Genomic DNA, 19293 nt, shown 5'->3' with positions numbered 1-19293 from the left:
CGAGGCGGTAAGGTCAACTGTGTTGGCATAAGGGTCGGAGGCCGGCCGCCCTCAGGCACGTGCGGGTGGCTGGAGGAGGATGCGAGGAGATGGCGAAGCACGTCGTGCCGGAGGCCGCGCGTCAGCGGCGCCGGCGTACGCGCGGCGGCACCGTGCTGTCCGAGGAGATCATCGTGCGCACCGCTCTGCGCGTGCTGCGCGAGCACGGCAGCACCGGGCTCACGGCGCGCCGCCTGGGGGCGGCCCTCGGCGCCGACCCGAGCACGCTGTACCGCTACTTCGCGGGCATGGACGATCTGGCCCGGGCCATCGGGGACGAGTTGATGGGACGCGCCCTGGACAGCTGGACGTCCACCGGTGACTGGCGCGCGGACCTGCGCGCGCTGGGCCGGGCCGTCCACGCCTCCTATCTCGCCCATCCGCAGGCCGCCGTCCTCACCGCCAGCAGGGTGACCGGCAGACCGCGCGAGATCGCGGTGGACGAGGCCATCCTCGGTATCCTGCGGGGCGCCGGGCTGCCCGACCCGGTGGCGGTCGGGGTGTACCACGTGTTCATCGACCAGAGTCTGGCCTTCGCCGCGCTCGACGCCGGATCGCTCGCGCTGGCCGACGAGGCGCGGGCGAGGGACGAGGAGATGTGGCAGTCCACCTATGCACGCCTGCCCGCCGAGTCGCATCCGAACATCGCCGCCACCGCGCATCTCCTCGCCCGGCGCATGCCGCACAGCGCCTTCCCGGCCGCCCTGGAGATGCTCCTGGACCACATAGAGAGGCAGTTGCGCCGCGTCGGGGCGTGACGCCGGCAGTGTCGGCCGACCCGCCGTGGCGGTCACCTCGATCAAAGCGCCGGGTAACGGGAGTTGATGCCCCGTCGGGCAACGCCCCCAGGGCTACGCGCGTAAATTCTCCCCGCCGACTCCTTGCCGACCGCCCCGCACCCCGGAATACTCTCGTATTGAACTTGTCAGGAGCATGCCTGGTCGCTGTGGGCCGGGCACACTCCCGTGCCGTTGTCGTACCTGCTGACCGACCTCCCCACCCCCAGGAGGAACGCGTGCGGATCAGGACGTCCAGCACCACCGGGCCCGACGGACCGATCGTCACGGCACCTCGCCCGTCGGCAACAGTGTTCACGACAGAGGCCACCGAGCATCCCCGGCGACGCACGAACGCCGGCCCCCACCCCCGAATCCGGCCCCTCATGGTCGCGGCGGCACCGTTCGGACCCCCGACGCCGTGACCGGGCACGCGAGCAACCAGACCGTCTGCGACCTCACCCAGGCCAACACCTGTGTAGAGCTCGGCACTTCAGGCACTGACGCTCAGCCGATCACACCCTGACAGCACGCACACCCGGATTCCCGCGACCCGTCGCACACCCACCGCCCCTCGGCACGGCGGCCCTTCACGTTCGACTCGCCCCGCACCCAGACATGGCCAGGGCGCGTGCACCCTTGCGCGTTTCTGACATGAGCATGACACCAACGCCTTGCTGCCCCACCCCTGGCAGCCGGCTTCTGCTCCGGGAGGTTCCGTGAGACCCGTCAAATCCCTGTCAGCCCTCGCCGCACTGTGTTTCGCGGCACTGCTCAGCCTGGCTCTGGCCGTTCCCGCGCAGGCGGCCGGAGCGGTCTACGTCGCGTTGGGAGACTCCTACTCGGCCGGCAACGGCGCCGGGAACTACGACAGTGCCAGCGGTGGCTGCCACCGCAGCTTCAACGCCTACCCCTACCTGTGGAAGAACGCCCACGCCCCCTCGTCGTTCGCCGACACCTCCTGCTCGGGGGCGGTGACCACGGACGTGACCAACTCCCAGCTCGGCCCGCTCAGCTCCGCCACCACCCTGGTGTCCCTCACCATCGGCGGCAACGACGCCGGCTTCTCCGACGTCATGACCACCTGCGTCACCGGTTCCGACACCGACTGCGTCAACCGGGTCAACCAGGCCGAGAACTACGCCCGGAACACGCTTCCCGCCCGCCTCGACACCACCTACAACGCGATCCGCGCCAAGGCGCCCAACGCCAAGGTGGTCGTCCTGGGGTACCCGCACGTCTACACGCTCGGCGTCTTCTGCATCGGGCTCAGCGACACCAAGCACCGCAAGATCGACGAGGCCGCGGACGTCCTCGACAGCGTCATCTCCGGCCGGGCGGCGGCCCACGGCTTCGTCTTCGGCGACGTCCGCTCCACCTTCAACGGGCACGAACTGTGCTCCGGGGACGACTGGCTGCACTCCCTGGTGATCTCCCCGAGCTGGGAGTCCTACCACCCCACCGCCGCCGGCCACGCCTCCGGCTACTACCCCGTCCTCAACGCCAAGAGCTGACCGCCTCCGTGACACACCCGGCCGGGCCCCGCTCGTGGAACCGCCCACGGGCTGGGGCCCTGCCCCGGCCGTGCCGATCGGACGGAAGCCGTCGGCCGGCTCCCCATGACCGGTCCCATCGGCGCGGAACCGGTCGCGTAGGGTTCTCGTCATGACTGTGCTGCACGGGGCCTCGCTCGTCCTCCGCCCCGCGGTCCGTGACGACGTCCATGCCCTGGCCGCCATCCGGGCCACACCTGAGGTACGGGCCCGGTGGCGCGGCGGAGACGATCTCGAGGCAGAGGTCGCGGCCGATCTGGAGGACTCCGCCACCCGGTGCCTGACCGTCGAACACCGGCAACGGATCATCGGCATGATCCAGTGGTACTCCGAGGACGAGCCGGACTACCGGCATGCCGGCATCGATCTCTTTCTCGATCCCGCAGTGCACGGCAGGGGCCTGGGCACCGACGCCGTGCGGACCCTGGCCTGCCATCTCGTCGACGTCCACGGCTATCACCGACTGATCATCGACCCGGCGGCCGACAACACCGCGGCCATCCGCTGCTACACCAAGGTCGGCTTCCGGCCGGTCGGCGTCATGCGGCAGTACGAGCGTGGCCCGGACGACACCTGGCACGACGGCCTCCTGATGGACCTCCTGGCCACCGAACTGGTGCGTGACGAAGGCCTGCTCAGCCCTTCGCAGAGCTGAGCAGGCCTGTGTGCGACCCTGCCGGACGGCCTTCGTCAGGCGGTCGCCACCGCGAAGACGTGGATCACGCCGCCGTTCGTCGTGGCGGGCAGCGTCACGCTCGCGAGCTTCTTGCCTGCCTGGAGCGCGATGGGTGCGGTGGCGAAGACGTCCGTGGCCACCGGGTCCTTGCCGCCGCCCTGCACGTCACGGTAGGCGGTGGTGACGGCGACCGTGTTGCCGAAGGAGGGGCTCTGCGAACCGCCGCCCAGCGTCCAGTCGCTGAAGCCGATGTCGGCCTGCTGGGTCGTGCCGTCGGTGTACGTGAGCGTCACCGTGCCGCTGGCCGCCCCCTCCGCCGCGCTTCCCAGGAAACTCAGCTTCGTGGCGCCCTCGGCAGCCGGTACGTCGAGCACCTGACCGCCCCCGACCACCTCGATGTTGTCGGGATCACCGGCGGCGGCGTCGGGCCAGGTGAAGGTGAACCCGCCGGAGGAGACGGTGCCACCCGGTTCGACGCCGGCGGCGGCGAGCGCGGCCGCCGAGTAACTCCAGCCCTCACCGTCGAAGTTGGCCTGCGGGTTGGTGTCGTCGGCCGAGATCCCGTTGCTGTTGACGTTCCACAGCATGCTGTTCCTGGCGGCGACGGTCACCGACGCGGACGTCTTCGGCAGCGTCGCACCCGACGGTGACGTGAAGGTCACCGGGATGGTGTAGAAGCCCTCCTCGGTCCCGGCGGCGGCCGAGACGGAGACCTTGGCGCCGGCGGATCCGCCGGCCGGCACGGTGATGTCGCCCTGGGAGGGCGTCACGGTGATGCCCGCCGGAGGTGTGGCGGTCCAGTGGACCTCGGTGTCCTGGTCCCGCAGCGCCTGCACCTTGACCGTCGCGGTGGCGGCGTCGCCGCCGGGCTCGGCCTTGAGCTCGGAGGGGGTGAGACCGGTGAAGAACCGCACTCCACCGCCCGGGAACGACGGCGGGGCATCGGCCTTTGCGCTGCCCCAGGAGGTGTCGGGCCTGGAGCCGAGGGTGAAGTCCAGGGTGCCGCCGTGGGTGACGAAGGACGCGGGCACCCAGGGCTTGTCGGACTTCTTGCCGTTGGTCCTCAGGCTCTGGATGTAGATGTTGTCCGCCGACGCGGCGGGCGCGTTCACCCTGATGGTCCTGTGGTTCCCGGTGTGGATCACGGCCTGCGGGAACAGCGGTGCCGTCAGCACCATGTCGGCACGGCCGGGCACCTGCGGGTACATGCCCAGCGCCGAGAAGACGTACCAGGACGACATCGTCCCGGCGTCGTCGTTGCCGGGGATCCCGCCGGGGGTGTCGTTCCACAGCTGGTCCATCTCCGCGCGGACCGTCTCCTGCGTCTTGTACGGAGCTCCCAGGTAGTCGTACAGGTAGGGCGCGTTGATGTCGGGCTCGTTGGTCGGGTCGTAGCGCGTGCCGTCCTGCGCGGAGAAGTCGAAAGCGCCGTCCGGGGTGCGGAAGAAGGAGTCGAGGCGGGTGACGGCGGCGTCGTCGCCGCCCATGGCACTGGCCAGTCCCGCCACGTCGGAGTAGACCATCCAGGTGTAGCGGGCGCTGGTTCCCTCGACGAATCCGCTGCCGGTCCCCGGGGTGAACGTTCCCGCCCAGGTGCCGTCGGCCTTGCGGTCGCGGATGTACCCGCCCTGCGGTGTGGCGTTGGGGTCGAAGACGTTGGTCCAGCTGCCGGAGCGGGCGAGGAACGTCTTCTCGGTGGCGTGGTCGCCGACGCGCCCGGCGAGGGAGGAGAGGGCGAAGTCGGCCGCCGCGTCCTCCAGCGTCTCGGCGGCGCCGCCCCAGCAGTGGCAGCCGTCGGCCGGTACGTAACCGAGCTTCAGGTACGTGTCGAGTGCGGGGCGCTGTCCCACGCACTCCACGTTGCAGCCGGCGCTGCTGGAGTCGTTCGCCGTGGGCACGGTCGCGGCGGTCACCAGCGACTTCAGAGCCCCCTTCACGTCGAAGTCATGACCGCCGAAGGCGTGGATGGCGGCGAGCGCCGGGGCGGAGGGGTCGCCGGACATGACACTGGTCTTGCCGTTCTCCAGAAGCCAGCGGTCCCACTCGCCGTCCCTCTGCTGTGCATAGTTGAACAGGGACTGCGCGTAGTCGCTGCCGGCCTTCGGGTTCAGCAGGGTCATCAACTGCACCTGGGCACGGTACTGGTCCCAGCCGGAGAAGGTGCCGTACTGCGCCTTCTGCCCCTTGGCCAGCCTGTGCGGCTTGCGGTCGGCGCCGAGATAGCGGCCGTCGACGTCACTGGTGAGGGTGGGCTCCAGCATCGAGTGGTAGAGCGCGGTGTAGAAGGTGGTGCGCTGGGCGTCGGTGCCGCCGCTCACCTCGATCTTGCTCAGTTCCTTCTTCCAGGCCGCCTTGGCCTGGGACTCGACGGCTTCGAAGGTCTTGGCCGGCGGGTTCTCCGCGCGGAGGTTGGCCTCCGCGTTCTGCGGGCCGACGTAGGAGATGGCCACCTTCGCCCGGACGTCGGTGGTGCCCGCCGGGAAGGTGACGTAGGCTCCCGAACCCTTGCCGGCGACCGGGTTGCCGGACGAGTTGATGCCCGTGCCGCCCTGGGCCGAGGTGGAGCCCGGCCGCAGGGTTCCGTCCGTCCACGTGCCGGACGTGGCGAACGGTGTGTCGAAGTGCGCGGTGAAGTAGAGCGTGTAGAGGTCCTTGCGGTTGTTGGCGCTCTGCGGCCCGCAGAAGTTGCCGGCGCTCACCGAGCCGGTCACGGTCCTGTCGGCGACGTTCACCCGGACGTCGGCCGCGGTGCTGCCGCTCTCGGAGTTGGACGTGCGGAACAGCATGCTCGCGGGCTTGTCCGCGGGGAAGCCGAAGCGGCCCGAGCCGGTGCGGGGGGTGGCGGTCAGCTCGGCGGAGGCGCCGCTGTCCAGTCGCACCTTGTAGTAGCCGGCGGAAGCCGTCTCGTCGGCGTGGGAGAAGGTGGCGGCATACTTGGAGTCGGTGGTGTCGGCCGTGGGCGAGGAGTCCACGTCACCCACGTACGGCATGATCGGGATGTCGCCGTTGGCACCGGAGCATCCGACGCCGTTGAGGTGGGTGAGGCTGAAGCCGCGGATCTTCGTGGCGTCGTACTGGTAACCGCCGGGGGCGGGGGTCGAGAACTGGTTGCCGCGGGAGTTCTGCGGACTCCACGCCAGCATGCCGAACGGCCGGACGGCGCCGGGGTAGGTGTTGCCCGCGTTGGACGAGCCGATCAGCGGGTTGACGTAGGTGGCCGGGTCCTTGACCTTGGCCGCGCCCCGGCCCGCCGCCGCGGCGGGCGTGACGGTCATGGCCGTCGCGGCGGCCACCAGGAGGCCCGCGGTGACGGCGCCGAGAACCCGCCGCCCGGGACGGGACCGGTTCCCCGCATGAGTCTGACGTATCGATGAGCCTGGCACGGCTCCTGCCCTTTCTGCCTGACGGGGTGTCAAGACGCGCCTGAGACAGGCGCGTCCGCTTCCCGCCCGGACTGCCGACAACGTTGTCAGTGAATCGGGAGGATGCTCCCTCCGTCGTCGGACGGTGTCAAGAGTTGTGAGTGATCCCAGCGTGGCGGGTGTCGTCGGGACCACCACGTGTCCGGGCGTGCAGGCGCCCCGGAATGCCCGGAGACGGGTGCCGCACGGGCATGACGCCAACGGCCGTACGGAGACGGGCGCGCGTACGGGCAAGACGCGAACGGCCGTGCGGAGACGGGTTTGCGCACGAGCAGGTCGCGAACGGCCGTACGTAGACCGGGCCGCACGCGCGTGACGCGAACGGCCGTGCAGAGGCAGGCCCGCATACGGGATGCGGGCCGGGTGGAGTGTGCGTGCGGGGCACCGGTTGCCGATCCGGTGCCCCGCACACGGGGACGCGGTGAGGGTTACGGCGCCCCGAAGGTCAGCACCAGCTGCGGGGTGTTCTCCCCCGCCGGTGCCTCACTGGACCACAGCCACAGCGCGTCCGTCCCGGCGCTGGTGAGCGCCAGGTCGTAGGTGCCTCCCAGGGCCGGGGAGAGCGCCGCGGTGTCGAGCGTCGCCGAGTAGAGCGTGGAGAGGTCGGTGGCCTCGCTCAGGGTGCCGACGACGGTCGAGGACACGCCGGGTCTGGAGGCATAGGTGGTCTCCGTTTCCGTCCAGCTTCCGGTGACCGGCCGGACCGAGATGTCGTCCGTGCTGCCCGCGCTGCTCAGCGTGGTGGTCTTCACGGCCAGCCGCGCGCTCTTGAGCACCGTACCGGCCGGGGCGGCCGGCAGGTCGAACCGCAGATACGTCTCGTACGCCGAGCTGCCGCGGACCGCCAGCGAGCTGGAGGTGCCGTAATTGGTGCCGGTGGCACCCGCGTTGACGTAGGTGTCGTCCGAGGCTCGAACGGTCTGCACGCTGTCGGCCGGAGCCGAGGCCAGGGCGTAGTGGCTCTGCACCTGGTCCGCCGTCAGCACCGACGGGTAGATCGCCGTCTCGTCGATCTGCCCGGCGAAGTAGCTGCTGGACGGCTGGTTCGGCCAGCTGTTGAGGTTGTCGCCGCCGACGTGCCAGTAGCCGGTGTAGTTCTGGTTGTTCGTCTCGCCGAGCGTGCCCACCCGGTTGCCGTCCACGTACAGCGCCATCCCGGAGGGTCCCTGGGTGGCGACGACGTGGTGCCAGGAGCCGTCGTTGTAGCTGTCCGGGGAGGTGACGGTGCGGGTGCTGCCCGTGTACACGCCGAAGACCAGCCGGCCGTCGTTGCGCATGTAGATGTGCTTGTCGTAGTTGCTGCTGGCCCACGTGGTGTTGTTGCCGAACCCGACGAGCTTGCCGCCCCGGCGGGTGGTGGTCTTGAACCAGGTCTCGATCGAGTACTGGCTCGGCACCGTGGTGCGCTTGTCGCTGTAGACCTGCTGGTCGGTGCCGTCGAGGCCGATGGCGGTGGACGGACCGGTCACGGCCGCCGGGGTCTGGCGCAGCGAGGGCCCGTTGAGGGCGATGCCGCTCTGGTCGCCGGGCGAGGTGTCACCGACGAACGGAGTGGTGGCCTCGTCGTAGCGCCAGTAAAGGGTCGCGCCGTCGTCGAGCACCCGGGCCGCGTACTTCTGGGCGGAGGTGGGCACCGTCACCGTGGCGGTGGCGGACAGCGCCGAGGTGTTGCCCGCCCCGTCGGTGGCCGTCACCCGGTAGCTGTAGGTGGAGCCGGCGCTGACGTTCGTGTCGGTGAACGACAGCTGCGGGCGCGACCACTCCACGGAGTCGCCGTCCACGGTGTAGACGGGTGTGGCACCGCCGTTGCGGTAGACCTTGTACGTCAGCTCGGTGTCGTCGGTGTCGAGACTGGCCCGCCAGCGCACGTGGGCCTCGGTCGGCTTCACGGACTCGGCGCTGACGGACGGTACCGTCGGGGCGCCGGTGTCCGGGGAGGCCGCGAAGTGGGTCAGACCCTGGGCCGGTGCGCCGTTGACGGTGGTGAACTCGCCGCCCACCCACATGTACTTGTTGTCGGAGGTCTCGGAGACCACCATGGCGCGCGGGCCGATGCCCTCGCCCAGACCGTCGTTGGTGTCCGGGAACCAGCCCAGCTTGCCGACGCCGGTCGTCGGCTGCGCGAGCAGGTGGTGGCGGCGCCCGTCGGGGAACTCCCCGACGCTGGAGCAGTCGTGGGCGTGCGAGGCGCTGTAGAGCACGCCTTGGAAGGACTCGACGGCCTGGGTGGCTCCCAGACAGGTGTCACGCCACCGCTGGGAGAGCGTGGACAGGTCCAGGGCGATACGGCCGTCGAAGACGCCACCGCCGGTGCCCTCGTTGCCGGTGTAGAAGCCCGTGGCATCGGTGTCGATCGTCTTGACCACGGAGTTGTTCTCGATGAATCCGGGGTAGGTGCGGACGTTGACACCGGTGGTCGCGTCGACCACGGCCAGGGCGTGCGAGTTCGCGCCGTTGACGGTGAAGAAGTCGCCGCCCAGGACGACGTTCTTGCCGTCCGGGGTGACCGCGAGGGCACGGCCGGGTTCGTCGACGTCGGCCTGGAACGGCTTGACCGCGCCGCTGGTGGCGTCGACCGCCGCGTACCGCGCGTGCGCGCTGCCGCCGACGGAGGAGAAGTCTCCGCCGAGGTACACGGTGTCGTCGGTCACGGCGAGCGCCCGCACGGTGGCGGAGACGCTCGGGTGGAAGCTCGCCTTGGGTGTGCAGGTGGCGATGTCGATGGCGGCGAGGCTGCTGACCTGCGTGCCGTTGACGGCGCCGAAGTAACCGCCCGCGTACAGCGTCTTCTTGTCCGGTGAGACGGCGAGCGCCCGCACGGTCGCGGTGCCGCTGCCGATGGTGAAGGACAGCTCGCAGGACGTGGGCTCGCCGGTCGCCGCGTCCAGCGAGACGAAGTTCACCGCGTTCCGGGCGGTGCCGCTTCCTCCCTCGGGCGGGCGCACCTGCGAGAAGGTGCCGCCCGCGAAGACGGTGCCGTGTGCCTCCGCCAGGGCCCACACGACGCCGTTGGTCTGCCAGGTCGGCAGGTCGTCGGCGGTGAAGGCGACGGGCGGGGTCAGCGCGGCGGCCGGCTGCGGCAGGGCCACCAGGCCCAGACCGGCCGCGGTGGACAGGACGAGGGCGGCGCTCAGCCGCCTGGATCTTCTCATGTACCCCCCGGCTCCGGGGCCCGGTCACGGACCCCTGCCTCGACGAGCCCGGCGGTCTTCCCCGGATCCGAACGGGCTCGCACTCATGTTTTGTTGTTCCGCGAACCATACGAGTACATGACACGCCATGCAGCACACTTGGCTCATCTGGGAGGTAATTTCGGTGTGTTGGTCGTCACCGCACGCGTGAGCGAAGCGGCGCGTACGGTGCGGTTCGCCGCACATCGGGCCGGTCGGCGCACTAGAGTTCGCACCGGAAGCCCCCTGCGCCCGCGGAGGACACCCATGACGGACCACGCCGCTCGCCCGGCGCACCACCACCGAAGGCCGCCGGGCGGCCGCCGACGCACCGTGCTCGGCTTCCTGGCCGGACTGGTGCTGATCGCGCTGATCGCGGGCACCGGGCTGGCCTTCGACCACACGGACACCTCCCCCGCCACCCCGCGCACGAGTGCCGCCGCGCTTCCCTTCGACCCGCCCAGCCGCCACGTGCTGCGCGACAGCCCCCATCTGGTCTTCGCGCACTACTTCCCCCCGTATCCGCTCTCCCTCGACAACCAGCCCGCCGAGCACGACTACTACGCCCGCAACTACCTCACCCCGCAGGGCGAGCAGGGGCGGCACGCCTCCTACGGCGGGCTGTTGCGCGACCGGCCGATGCCCGTGCCGCCGACCGGCGGCGACTGGCGGCTGGCCAATCTGGAACGCGAGGTCCGCACCGCCCGGGACGCCGGGCTGGACGGCTTCACCGTCGACATCCTCAGCCTGACCGGCGTCAACCGTGACCGCGTCGACCTGCTGCTGCGCGCGGCGCACCGCGTCGACCCGGGCTTCCGGATCGTGCTGATGCCGGACATGACCTCTCTGCACACCGACCCGGTCGCCCTCGCCGATCAGCTGGCCCTGCTCGCCGCGTCGCCGTCCGCGTACCGGCTGGCCGACGGACGCCTCGTGGTGTCCCCGTTCAAGGCGGAGGCCCGGGAGCCCGCCTGGTGGAGCCAGGTCATGGCGCGGCTGCGCGACCACGGCATCGCCACCGCCCTCGTCCCGGTCTTCCTGGACTTCCGCGCCAACGCCGAGCGGTTCGCCCCGATCAGTCACGCCTTCTCCTCGTGGGGCAGCCGCAGCTACGCCCGCCAGAACAGCGTTCCCGACGACGTCCGACTCGCCCACTCGCTGGGCAAGAAATGGATGCAGGCCGTGTCCGTGCAGGATGCCCGGCCGAACCAGGGCGTCTACGACGAGGCCGGCAACACCGCCACCCTGCGGTCCACCTGGGACCACGCGATCTCCGACGGCGCCGACTGGGTGCAGCTGACCACCTGGAACGACTACTCGGAGGGCAGCCAGTTCGCCCCCTCGTTGCACAACGGCCACGCCTACCTGGACATCGCCTCCTACTACCTGACCCGCTTCAAGACCGGGACCTGGCCGCGGATCGTCCGCGACACCGTGTACGTGACCTCCCGTGTCCAGTTCACGGACAGTGGTGCCGTCCCTCTCCAGCCGCGGCTGATGCTTCCGCGCCCGGGCACCGCGCCCCCGCGCGACCAGGTGGAGCTGCTCACCTTCCTGACCGCGCCCGCCACCGTGACCGCGCGGGTGGGCACCGCCCCTCACGTCTACCGGGCTCCGCTCGGCGTGCACGCCCAGGACCTGCCCCTGGCTCCCGGCCGCACCGAGGCCGTGGTCCGCCGCGCGGGGGAAACCGTCTCCGCCGTCACCACCCGCTTCCCGGTCCGGCACACGGTCACCGTGCAGGACCTCCAGTACTACGCCGTCTCCAGTCGCCGGCAGCATCCCTGACGCCCTGTCCGGTCCGCCTGCGGATCGTCGCCTGTGGCGGGGCGGAGATGACCTCGTCGGGCTTCAGCGACGGCCGGCCGCGGCCGAGCGGGGCGGACGCCCGGAGGCCGCACAGCCGGTGCGCACCGGCCTCGGACCGGTGCGTTCGATCATGCGACGACTAGGCTGCGGTGATGGAACGCGCCATCGACGTGCCCGAGAGCTCCGCCCGGCCCGCAGGCAGGAACCGGGTGAACGACTACGACAGTTTCGCCGACGCGTACGCGGCGGAGAACGAGAACAGCCTCGTCAACGCGTACTACGAACGGCCCGCGATGCTCGCCCTCGCCGGGGACGTGACCGGCCGTCGGATCCTGGACGCAGGCTGCGGCACCGGCGCCCTGTCGGCTGCGCTGCGCGACCGTGGGGCCGTCGTCACCGGCGTCGACGCCAGCGCCCGCATGCTGGCGCTGGCCAGGCGGCGGCTCGGTGACGACGCGGCCCTGCACGCGGTCGACCTGCGCGACCCTCTGCCCTTCGGCGACGCCGCGTTCGACGACGTGGTCGCGTCGCTGGTCCTGCACTACCTCGAGGACTGGGGGCCGACGCTGGCCGAGTTGCGGCGGGTGCTCGGGCCCGGTGGCCGGCTCATCGCGTCGGTGGACCACCCCTTCGTGGCCTACACGTTCCAGGATCCTCGGCCGGACTACTTCGCGACCACCAGCTACACCTTCGACTGGACGCTGGACGGGCGGTCGGCCCCGATGCGGTTCTGGCGCAAGCCGTTGCACGCGATGACCGAGGCCTTCGCCACCGCGGGCTTCCGCCTTTCCGCCCTCAGCGAGCCGCAGCCCGACCCGGCCGCCCGTGAGCTGTTCCCCGAAGGGTTCCACGACCTCTCGACCAGGCCCACCTTCCTGTTCTTCGTCGCCGAGGCAGCGGGACCGCCTCGCTGAGGGACGGCCCCGCGACCGGGCCGATGACCGCTTCGACGGCAGGTGCGCTTATTCTCCCTCGCTCCCCACGGGGCGCGGGCGCGGGAGGGGGCGGCTGTGGCGGCGCGGATCACGAGGCCTGCCGTGATCCGCGCCGCCGGCCTTCCGAGGTCGTGCCGTTCACCGATTCGGGCGCCGCCGGGTCAGTGCCCGGCTGATCCCTCGGGCCGTGCGTGGCGCGGCAGGAGGAACGCGAGCAGGAACGTCAGGGCGAGCATGCCGTCGACGATCCACAGCACCGTCTTCATGACCGTGCCGAAGCCGCTGCGGAAGGCCGACTGCGAGGTGGCTTCCAGCGCGGCGGGTACGCGCGCCCCGGCCTCGGGCGAGGTCACGGCGGACCGGGTGTCCTTCTCCAGGCGCGCGCAGGACGCGGGGGTCGCGGCGGGGTCCTTGGCGACGGCGCGGTCCGAGGCGCACGCCCGCAGGTCCGCCACGACGCGGTCCTGTGCGGCGGGCGCGACCTGGGCGGCCCAGTTGCCGGCGCAGGTCGTCCGAGCGGTGGTCGACGGCGGTGGCGATCCCTCCGCCCAGCAGGCCGAAGAACACTGTGCCGAGAACGGCCACGCCGAACGCTCCGCCGAGCTGCTGCATGGCGGTCATCGTGCCGGAGGCCGAACCCGTCTCGTGCTGTTCGACGCTGGCGAGCACGATGTCGAAGAACGGTGCCATGAGCAGGCCCATCCCGATCCCGGTGACGAGCAGGGACGGCAGGAGCTGCCAGGGCCCGACGCCGCTGCCCACCGTCTCGAGGGTCAGCCAGACACCGAACACGCCGCCCGCCATGACCAGCGTGCCTCCCTGGAGGACGGCCCGTCCGAACCGGGCGACACCCTGGGCGATGCCGAAGCCGACGATCATGCCTCCCGACCAGGGGACCATCACCAGCCCTGCCTTGAGGGGCGAGTAGCCCAGCCCGATCTGGGTGTACAGGTTGAAGACCAGCATGAAGCCCTGCATGGTCGAGAAGAAGACCAGCCCGAGGGTCATACCGCCGCTGAACCCGCGCTTGCGGAAGAGGCTGGGGACGACCAGCGGGTCCCGGCCGGTCCTGCTGCGGCGCGACTCGTACCTGGCGAAGGCGGCGAAGACGACCACCGAGGCGGCCATCATCAACAACGTCCACACGGGCCAGTCGTACTCACGCCCCTGGACCAGGGGGAAGATGACGAGCAGCGCGGCCAGCGAGACCAGGAGCATGCCGGGGATGTCCAGGCGCGGCTTGTCGCTCGAGCGGCCCCTGGGGAGGTAGCGCACGGCGCCGAGGATCGCCGCGGCACCCAGCGGCAGATTGATCAGGAAGATCATCCGCCAGCCTGTGCCGAAGTAGTCGGCGTCCACGAGCCAGCCTGCCAGGATCGGCCCGCACACGGCGGACAGCCCCATGACCGGGCCGAACATGCCGAAGGCCTTCTGCGACTCCTTCGGCGGGAACATTTCCTTGATCATGCCCAGGCCCTGCGGCAGCATCACCGCGCCGAACAGTCCCTGCACGACACGCGAGGCGATCAGCATCTCGGGCGCCACGGACACCGCGCACAGCAGTGAGCCCAGGGTGAAGCCGGCCGCGCCCACGAGGAACATCCGGCGGCGGCCGTGGATGTCGCCGAGCCGTCCTCCGGTGACGAGTCCGACGGCCATCGACAGGGTGTACGCGGCAGCCAGCCATTGGAGAGTGGAGGCACCGCCGCCGAGGTCGGACCGCATGGAGGGGCCGGCGATGTTCGTGACGACGGCGTCGAGGAGGTCCATCACCTCGGCCGCGAGGATCACGAAGAGGGCGGCCCAGCGCCACCGGTAGGGCGCCGGCGAATCGGTGAGCGCCTCGTCGGGCGCGACGCCGGTGGTGGACATCGGAACTCCTCAGTAAACGGCCGCGTCCGGTGGGGACCCGGGAGCGCGGCGGCACGGATGGGCGTGACTGTCCGGGCCGCTGATCCACCCCGGAAAACGGCGGGCCGGGTCAGCGCCCCGAGCGACCGAACACTGTTCACCGTAGCAGAACACTGCTCACCAACAGAACGGCGTTAACCAAGATATAGCGCAACGCCGGGACCAGGACAAGATATATCGCGTCTTTCTCGAGTCGTTCCGCCCGTCGCCTGCTCGTACGAACACCGCTCGCGCAGGAGAACACTGTTCTGCCTCATGCCTAGACTGTGGTCATGACGGACCCGGCCGACAGCACCCCCGCCTCTCCCCCGCCCTCCCCGTGGCAGCGCGAGCGGCCCGCTCGCACCCGCACTCCCGTCGCGCGAACACCGCTGTCACGTGAACGGATCGTCGAGGCCGCCTTCACGGTGCTGGACCGGCAGGGGCTCGACGGGCTGTCGATGCGCCAGGTGGCGGCCGAACTGGGAGTCACGGTCTCCGCCCTCTACGCCCATGTCAGCTCCAAGGACGACCTCCTGGAGCTGATGTACACCCGGCTCTTCGACGACATGGAGCTGCCCCGGCCCGATCCGGACCGCTGGCAGGAGCAGGTCCGCGACTTCGCCCGTGCGGGGCGCCGGCGCCTGTTGTCGCACCGGGACATGGCGAGGATCTCCATGGCCCACGTCCCCTTCACCGCCGAACTGCTGCCGCACGTCGAGTCGTTGCTCGCCATCTTCCGTACCGCCGGGCTGCCCGACCGGATCGCGGCGGAGGCCGGCGATCTCATCTCCACCTACATCGACGGGTTCGTCCTGGAGGAGGGCATGTGGCAGGACCGGGCCGCCGGGCCGGGCGGTGCGAACGCCTCCCTGGCCCGCCCCGACTGGCGGGAGATGGCGCAGGAGATGCAGGAGTACTTCGCGTCGCTGCCCGCGCAGGACTTTCCCCACCTGCGTGCCCTGGCCGGAATGATGGTGACCGACTCCTCCGACGAGAGGTTCGACATCGGCCTGGAGATCATCCTGCGCGGCCTGGCGAGCTACCTGCCCGATGAGGAGAAGCGTGCCGCCGCGGACGACTCCCGGGCGACGGACGGCGAGTAGCCCGGGAGCCACGAGGGCACGCAGGAGGCTCGATCAGCCCTCCGACCGTCCCCACAGCGGCGGGAATGATTCCGGCGCCAGGCCCGTTCTCCGTGGTGGTCGTAGTTTTTGTGTCTGTGTTTCACCGCACGCTCGCGAAGAACGACGTCGCGGGCGCCGCCTTCCTTCAGGGAACTGGAGAAGTCGCGTCCAGGCCGGCCCGGGACACCGCAGGGTGCGGTTCCCGTTCGCAGCCCCTGCAAGGAGCAAGCAATGAGTCAGGGAACCGTCAAGTGGTTCAACGCGGAGAAGGGCTTCGGCTTCATCGCCCAGGCCGACGGACCGGACGTCTTCGTGCACTACTCCGAGATCGAAGGCCACGGCTTCCGTAGCCTGGAGGAGAACCAGCACGTGGAGTTCGATGTCGTCCAGGGCCCCAAGGGCCCGCAGGCCACGCACGTCCGCGCGGTCTGAGGGCCGGCGGGCGAGACCGCCGCGCTTCCGCCGCTGAAACCGAGGGCCGGCGCCGTCAGGCGCCGGCCATCGGCATGTTCTCCGCCGGCCCGCCGCATGTTCCTCGGCCGACGGCCCGTGTCTCACCCGCGCTCACGGAGGTGCACCTCCAGCTCGGCGGCCCCGGCCGGCATCGCCCGTCCCCGGGCGGGCAAGGCGTCCTTCAGGGACGGAGGAACGGGTGGTTCAGGTGGGCGGTGGCCAGGAGGTGGCCGCGGTCGCGGGCGTCGGCGAGGAGCGCCTGCCGGGTGCGGCGGGCCGTGGCCTGGTCGCCTTCCAGCCGGTACGCGACACTCGGCGCGACCAACTGGACGGCGTGCACGAGGACGTCGCCGGTGATCATGATGCGTCCCCGGCCGCCGTCGACCAGCACGGACTGGTGTCCGGCGGTGTGGCCGGGCGTCGGCACTGCGGTCAGTGACGAGCGGCCCGGGCCGCCCTGCACTCCGACCCGCCCGTCGATCTGATGCAGCAGTCCGGTTCGGCGCAGCGGCTCGACCACGTAGGTCATGGCGGCGTCGTCGGCGGCGAGGGACTCGATCTCCGCCCGCTGGACGACGTGGCGGGCGTTCGGGAACAGCGGGGTGCCGGCGGCATCGACCGTCCAGCCGAAGTGGTCCTCGTGGAGGTGGGTCAGGACGACGGTGTCGACGTCGTCCCGCTCGACGCCGGCGAGCCGGAGGACCTCCGGCAGCCGGCCCGGCACCGGGGCCCAGCTCGATGCCGGGCTGCCGACCGGACCGATGCCGGTGTCGACGATGGTGACGCGGCCGCCGGGCCTGCGGACGGCGTAGCAGCGGAAGTCGAGCTCCCAGGTGTCGTCCGGGCCGAAGGCGGCGGGGTCGAGGCGCTCCGCGCGCGCCCAGTCCGCGTCGGACGCGTCGGGGAACCAGTCCTGCCGCCTGCCGGGGAAGGTGCCGTGGGCGTCCAGCAGCGCCAGTACCTCGTAGGGCCCCGTACGGCGGGAGACGATGTGCGCGGTGCCGGTGCCGCGGTGGGACGCGGCCGCCGTGTAGGTGCCTCCCGCGCCGGCCCACGCGGCGAGCGCGCCGGCCCCCACCGTCGCGGCGCCGCGCAGAATGCCGCGGCGACTCGTGGAGTCGTCCCTCGTCGGGGCGTCGGGCGGAACGGAACGGTGGGTCATGGTCTCCCCCTGCGTCGTCGGGTTGTGGTGGGTGGCCACCAGCGTGCGGGGAGCCGGCGCACCGAGGCTTGTACGTTCGTGTCCGGTTCGCAGGGGCCTCGGCAAGGGCCCGCGCCCTACGATGGGCGCATGGCCGGGGACCGACGGATGTACCTGCGCGAGGACGACGTCCACCTCACCGACGTGCGCTGCGGCAGCACGACGCGCGACTGGACGCCGCTGCGGCCCGCTCCGGTGTTCGGCCTGGTGCTGCTCCGGGACGGGGTGCTGCGCGGCCGGGTCGACGGCGTCGAGCACGTGCTGGACCCCGCCAGCGTGTACGTCGAACGCCTCGGCACCGAGCAGCAGTTCGCGCATCCGCAGGGGCCCGACACGTTCACCGAGATCGTCCTCTCCGAACCCCGGGTCGCGGACCTGCTGGGCGGCGATCCCACCGTCCCGGAGGGCCTGGTCATGGTGACGCCGGAGCTGGCCCTCACCCACCGGATGCTGCTCTCCCGTGCCCGTCGGGGCGCTGACTCCTTCGAACTCGGCGAGTACACGATTCGGTTGGCGGCCGCGGTCTTCACGCGGCTGGCCCCGGCCCGTGCCGCCTCCGGCCGCCCCGCCACCGCCGCCGCCCGTCGGCGTCTCGCCGACGACGCGCGCGCCGCGCTGGCCGCCGAACCGACGATCGGGCTGGAGGCGTTGGGCCGGGCCGTGGGCGTGTCACCGCACCACCTGAGCCGGGTCTTCACGGCTGTCACCGGGATCACGCTCTCCGCCCATCGCGACCGGTTGCGCCTCGCCCGGGTCCTGGACCGTCTCGACGAGGGCGAGCGGGACCTGGCGGGGCTGGCGCGGGAACTCGGTTACACCGACCAGTCCCACATGACCCGCGCGGTCCACCGGTCGGCGGGGCTTCCTCCCGGGCGCCTGCGCACCCTGCTGACGTCAGTGGGAGCAGAAGCGGGCGTGCATGCCGTCGCCGCCGTCCGGGCATGCCTCGCAGCAGCAGCCGCGCCACCAACCCCTTCGGCAGGCTCAAGGCCGACGACGACGGCCCGCGACGCGCCGACCCCGACCCGACCCGGTGCGGAACCACCTACCGGCACAGGGTGGTCGCCCGTTCGACGCGTGACAGCTTCATGGGATTGCGCACCGCGTAGAGCCCGGTGACCAGGCCGTCGTCCACGCGCACCGACACGACGGTGTCGATCTCGCCGTGGAGCCGGAGGATCAGCGCCGGGTGTCCGTTGACCTGGGCCGGCCGCAGCGTCGCCGTCTCGCCGAAGCGGCCCAGCCCCGCGGCCGGTTCGGCTACCCGGCGCGCTCCCACGACGGGATCCGGCACAGCCTGCACGACTCCGCCGCCGACGCCCAGGAGGACGACGTTCGGCGCGAGGATGTCGAGGAGGCTCTGCAGGTCGCCGGTTCCGACTGCGCGGCCGCGTCGGAGTCGCACCGGCGTCGAGGACCGGCGACCGCGTGGCTTCCGCGGAGCCGCCGGGTGGGTTCCGGGTGGAGTACGACGGCGGCGGACGGCTTGGTCGCCGGCCTCCGGTCTGCCATCATGAACGAAACGGAACCTCGCTCCGCACACAATGCGGAGCGCCGTTCCGCTTTGCAAGCCTCACGGAAGGAACGTCGCCGTGGACGACAGCGGCCAGAGCCCGAAGAGCGCGTCCGGACCCAAGCGCAAGGACGCCCGGCGCAACCAGCAGACCCTGCTGGACGCGGCCGCCGAGGTCTTCGCCGCCTCGGGCGTGGAGGCACCGGTACGTGACATCGCGGCCAAGGCCGGCGTAGGCATGGGCACGATCTACCGCCACTTCCCCACCCGCGCCGACCTGGTCATCGCCGTATACCGGCACCAGGTCGACGCCTGCGCCGAGGCCGGGCCGTCCTTGCTGGCGACCAGCCCCAGCCCGCACGCCGCCCTCGAGCGGTGGGTCGACCTCTTCATCGACTTCCTCACCACCAAGCACGGCCTCGCGGCCGCACTGCGGAACGACAGCGCCGGCTTCGAGACACTGCACGCCTACTTCCTCGACCGCCTCCTGCCGGTGTGCAGCCGGCTCCTCGACGCCGCCACCGACTCCGGCGAGATCCGCCCCGGCATCGACGCCTACCACCTGATGCGCGGCATCGGGAACCTCTGCATCGGTGCCGACAGCGACCCCCGCTACGACGCGCGCCGAGTGGTCGCACTCCTCGTCGCCGGACTACGCCTGCCGCGCTGAGCACCCGACGGGTGCCGGCCACCCCGGTGCACCGGACGTTCGGACCGGCCCTGAGGAGC

General features: G+C 71.3%; 14 protein-coding genes. 9 read left to right on the top strand and 5 right to left on the bottom strand.

Annotated features, from left to right (window positions below; genetic code table 11):
* Positions 1 to 89 precede the first annotated feature (89 nt).
* The 3 genes from ACWDUZ_RS14490 to ACWDUZ_RS14480 all read left to right on the top strand — a co-directional run bounded on the left by ACWDUZ_RS14490 (position 90) and on the right by ACWDUZ_RS14480 (position 3023).
* On the top strand, positions 90 to 797 hold the full coding sequence (locus ACWDUZ_RS14490; protein ID WP_451632132.1) for a TetR/AcrR family transcriptional regulator: 708 nt from the start codon (positions 90 to 92) through the stop codon (positions 795 to 797).
* A gap of 737 nt (positions 798 to 1534) precedes the next feature.
* Positions 1535 to 2329, top strand: coding sequence for an SGNH/GDSL hydrolase family protein (locus ACWDUZ_RS14485; protein ID WP_451632131.1), 795 nt, complete (start codon positions 1535 to 1537; stop codon positions 2327 to 2329).
* A 151-nt stretch (positions 2330 to 2480) separates the two neighbouring features.
* Positions 2481 to 3023, top strand: a complete 543-nt coding sequence (locus ACWDUZ_RS14480; protein ID WP_451632130.1) for a GNAT family N-acetyltransferase — start codon at positions 2481 to 2483, stop codon at positions 3021 to 3023.
* A 35-nt stretch (positions 3024 to 3058) separates the two neighbouring features.
* Here the strand turns inward: ACWDUZ_RS14480 and ACWDUZ_RS14475 are convergent, their stop codons facing one another.
* Together ACWDUZ_RS14475 and ACWDUZ_RS14470 are read right to left on the bottom strand one after the other, a co-directional pair.
* A complete protein-coding gene (locus ACWDUZ_RS14475; RefSeq protein WP_451632129.1) occupies positions 3059 to 6319 on the bottom strand; it encodes a GH92 family glycosyl hydrolase in 3261 nt (1086 codons plus the stop codon).
* Between the two features lie 575 nt (positions 6320 to 6894).
* Positions 6895 to 9618 (bottom strand): CBM96 family carbohydrate-binding protein, encoded by a 2724-nt coding sequence (locus tag ACWDUZ_RS14470; protein WP_451632128.1) that lies wholly within the window; start codon positions 9616 to 9618, stop codon positions 6895 to 6897.
* Positions 9619 to 9903: 285 nt separating this feature from the next.
* Here ACWDUZ_RS14470 and ACWDUZ_RS14465 point away from each other — a divergent pair, with 285 nt between their 5' ends.
* Complete coding sequence (locus ACWDUZ_RS14465; RefSeq protein ID WP_451632127.1) at positions 9904 to 11424, top strand: glycoside hydrolase family 71 protein; 1521 nt, start codon at positions 9904 to 9906, stop codon at positions 11422 to 11424.
* 173 nt (positions 11425 to 11597) lie between these two features.
* On the top strand, positions 11598 to 12359 hold the full coding sequence (locus tag ACWDUZ_RS14460) for a class I SAM-dependent methyltransferase (protein ID WP_451632126.1): 762 nt from the start codon (positions 11598 to 11600) through the stop codon (positions 12357 to 12359).
* Between the two features lie 159 nt (positions 12360 to 12518).
* Here ACWDUZ_RS14460 and ACWDUZ_RS14455 read toward each other — a convergent pair whose 3' ends face one another.
* The gene (locus ACWDUZ_RS14455; protein WP_451632125.1) at positions 12519 to 14252 is read right to left on the bottom strand and encodes an MFS transporter; all 1734 of its coding nucleotides are present in this window, start codon (positions 14250 to 14252) and stop codon (positions 12519 to 12521) included.
* A 311-nt stretch (positions 14253 to 14563) separates the two neighbouring features.
* Between ACWDUZ_RS14455 and ACWDUZ_RS14450 the strand changes: the two genes are divergently transcribed.
* Both ACWDUZ_RS14450 and ACWDUZ_RS14445 read left to right on the top strand, forming a co-directional pair.
* Positions 14564 to 15376 carry a TetR/AcrR family transcriptional regulator gene (locus ACWDUZ_RS14450; RefSeq protein WP_451632124.1) on the top strand — a complete coding sequence of 271 codons (813 nt, stop codon included), beginning with the start codon at positions 14564 to 14566 and terminating at the stop codon, positions 15374 to 15376.
* 252 nt (positions 15377 to 15628) lie between these two features.
* The gene (locus ACWDUZ_RS14445; protein ID WP_451632123.1) at positions 15629 to 15829 is read left to right on the top strand and encodes a cold-shock protein; all 201 of its coding nucleotides are present in this window, start codon (positions 15629 to 15631) and stop codon (positions 15827 to 15829) included.
* Between the two features lie 202 nt (positions 15830 to 16031).
* Here the strand turns inward: ACWDUZ_RS14445 and ACWDUZ_RS14440 are convergent, their stop codons facing one another.
* Positions 16032 to 17012 (bottom strand): MBL fold metallo-hydrolase, encoded by a 981-nt coding sequence (locus ACWDUZ_RS14440; protein WP_451632122.1) that lies wholly within the window; start codon positions 17010 to 17012, stop codon positions 16032 to 16034.
* 129 nt (positions 17013 to 17141) lie between these two features.
* On the opposite strand from ACWDUZ_RS14440, the gene ACWDUZ_RS14435 reads away from it, so the two are divergent.
* Complete coding sequence (locus tag ACWDUZ_RS14435; RefSeq protein WP_451632121.1) at positions 17142 to 18170, top strand: helix-turn-helix domain-containing protein; 1029 nt, start codon at positions 17142 to 17144, stop codon at positions 18168 to 18170.
* Here the strand turns inward: ACWDUZ_RS14435 and ACWDUZ_RS14430 are convergent.
* A complete protein-coding gene (locus ACWDUZ_RS14430; RefSeq protein WP_451632120.1) occupies positions 18097 to 18456 on the bottom strand; it encodes a hypothetical protein in 360 nt (119 codons plus the stop codon). The genes ACWDUZ_RS14435 and ACWDUZ_RS14430 overlap by 74 nt on opposite strands.
* A gap of 187 nt (positions 18457 to 18643) precedes the next feature.
* Between ACWDUZ_RS14430 and ACWDUZ_RS14425 the strand changes: the two genes are divergently transcribed.
* Positions 18644 to 19234, top strand: coding sequence for a TetR/AcrR family transcriptional regulator (locus ACWDUZ_RS14425; protein ID WP_451632119.1), 591 nt, complete (start codon positions 18644 to 18646; stop codon positions 19232 to 19234).
* The last annotated feature ends 59 nt before the right edge of the window (positions 19235 to 19293 follow it).

This window comes from Streptomyces sp. NPDC003393 (assembly GCF_053589015.1).
Note: the sequence above shows the minus strand (reverse complement) of the source record. Positions and strands in the feature narration are given on the sequence as shown.

Coding starts and splice junctions, on each gene's coding strand:
- ACWDUZ_RS14470 (WP_451632128.1), bottom strand. CDS start 9,618: ATGAGAAGATCCAGGCGGCTGAGCGCCGCCCTCGTCCTGTCCACCGCG.
- ACWDUZ_RS14460 (WP_451632126.1), top strand. CDS start 11,598: ATGGAACGCGCCATCGACGTGCCCGAGAGCTCCGCCCGGCCCGCAGGC.
- ACWDUZ_RS14435 (WP_451632121.1), top strand. CDS start 17,142: ATGGCCGGGGACCGACGGATGTACCTGCGCGAGGACGACGTCCACCTC.
- ACWDUZ_RS14480 (WP_451632130.1), top strand. CDS start 2,481: ATGACTGTGCTGCACGGGGCCTCGCTCGTCCTCCGCCCCGCGGTCCGT.
- ACWDUZ_RS14450 (WP_451632124.1), top strand. CDS start 14,564: ATGACGGACCCGGCCGACAGCACCCCCGCCTCTCCCCCGCCCTCCCCG.
- ACWDUZ_RS14445 (WP_451632123.1), top strand. CDS start 15,629: ATGAGTCAGGGAACCGTCAAGTGGTTCAACGCGGAGAAGGGCTTCGGC.
- ACWDUZ_RS14455 (WP_451632125.1), bottom strand. CDS start 14,252: ATGTCCACCACCGGCGTCGCGCCCGACGAGGCGCTCACCGATTCGCCG.
- ACWDUZ_RS14440 (WP_451632122.1), bottom strand. CDS start 17,012: ATGACCCACCGTTCCGTTCCGCCCGACGCCCCGACGAGGGACGACTCC.
- ACWDUZ_RS14475 (WP_451632129.1), bottom strand. CDS start 6,319: ATGACCGTCACGCCCGCCGCGGCGGCGGGCCGGGGCGCGGCCAAGGTC.
- ACWDUZ_RS14465 (WP_451632127.1), top strand. CDS start 9,904: ATGACGGACCACGCCGCTCGCCCGGCGCACCACCACCGAAGGCCGCCG.
- ACWDUZ_RS14490 (WP_451632132.1), top strand. CDS start 90: ATGGCGAAGCACGTCGTGCCGGAGGCCGCGCGTCAGCGGCGCCGGCGT.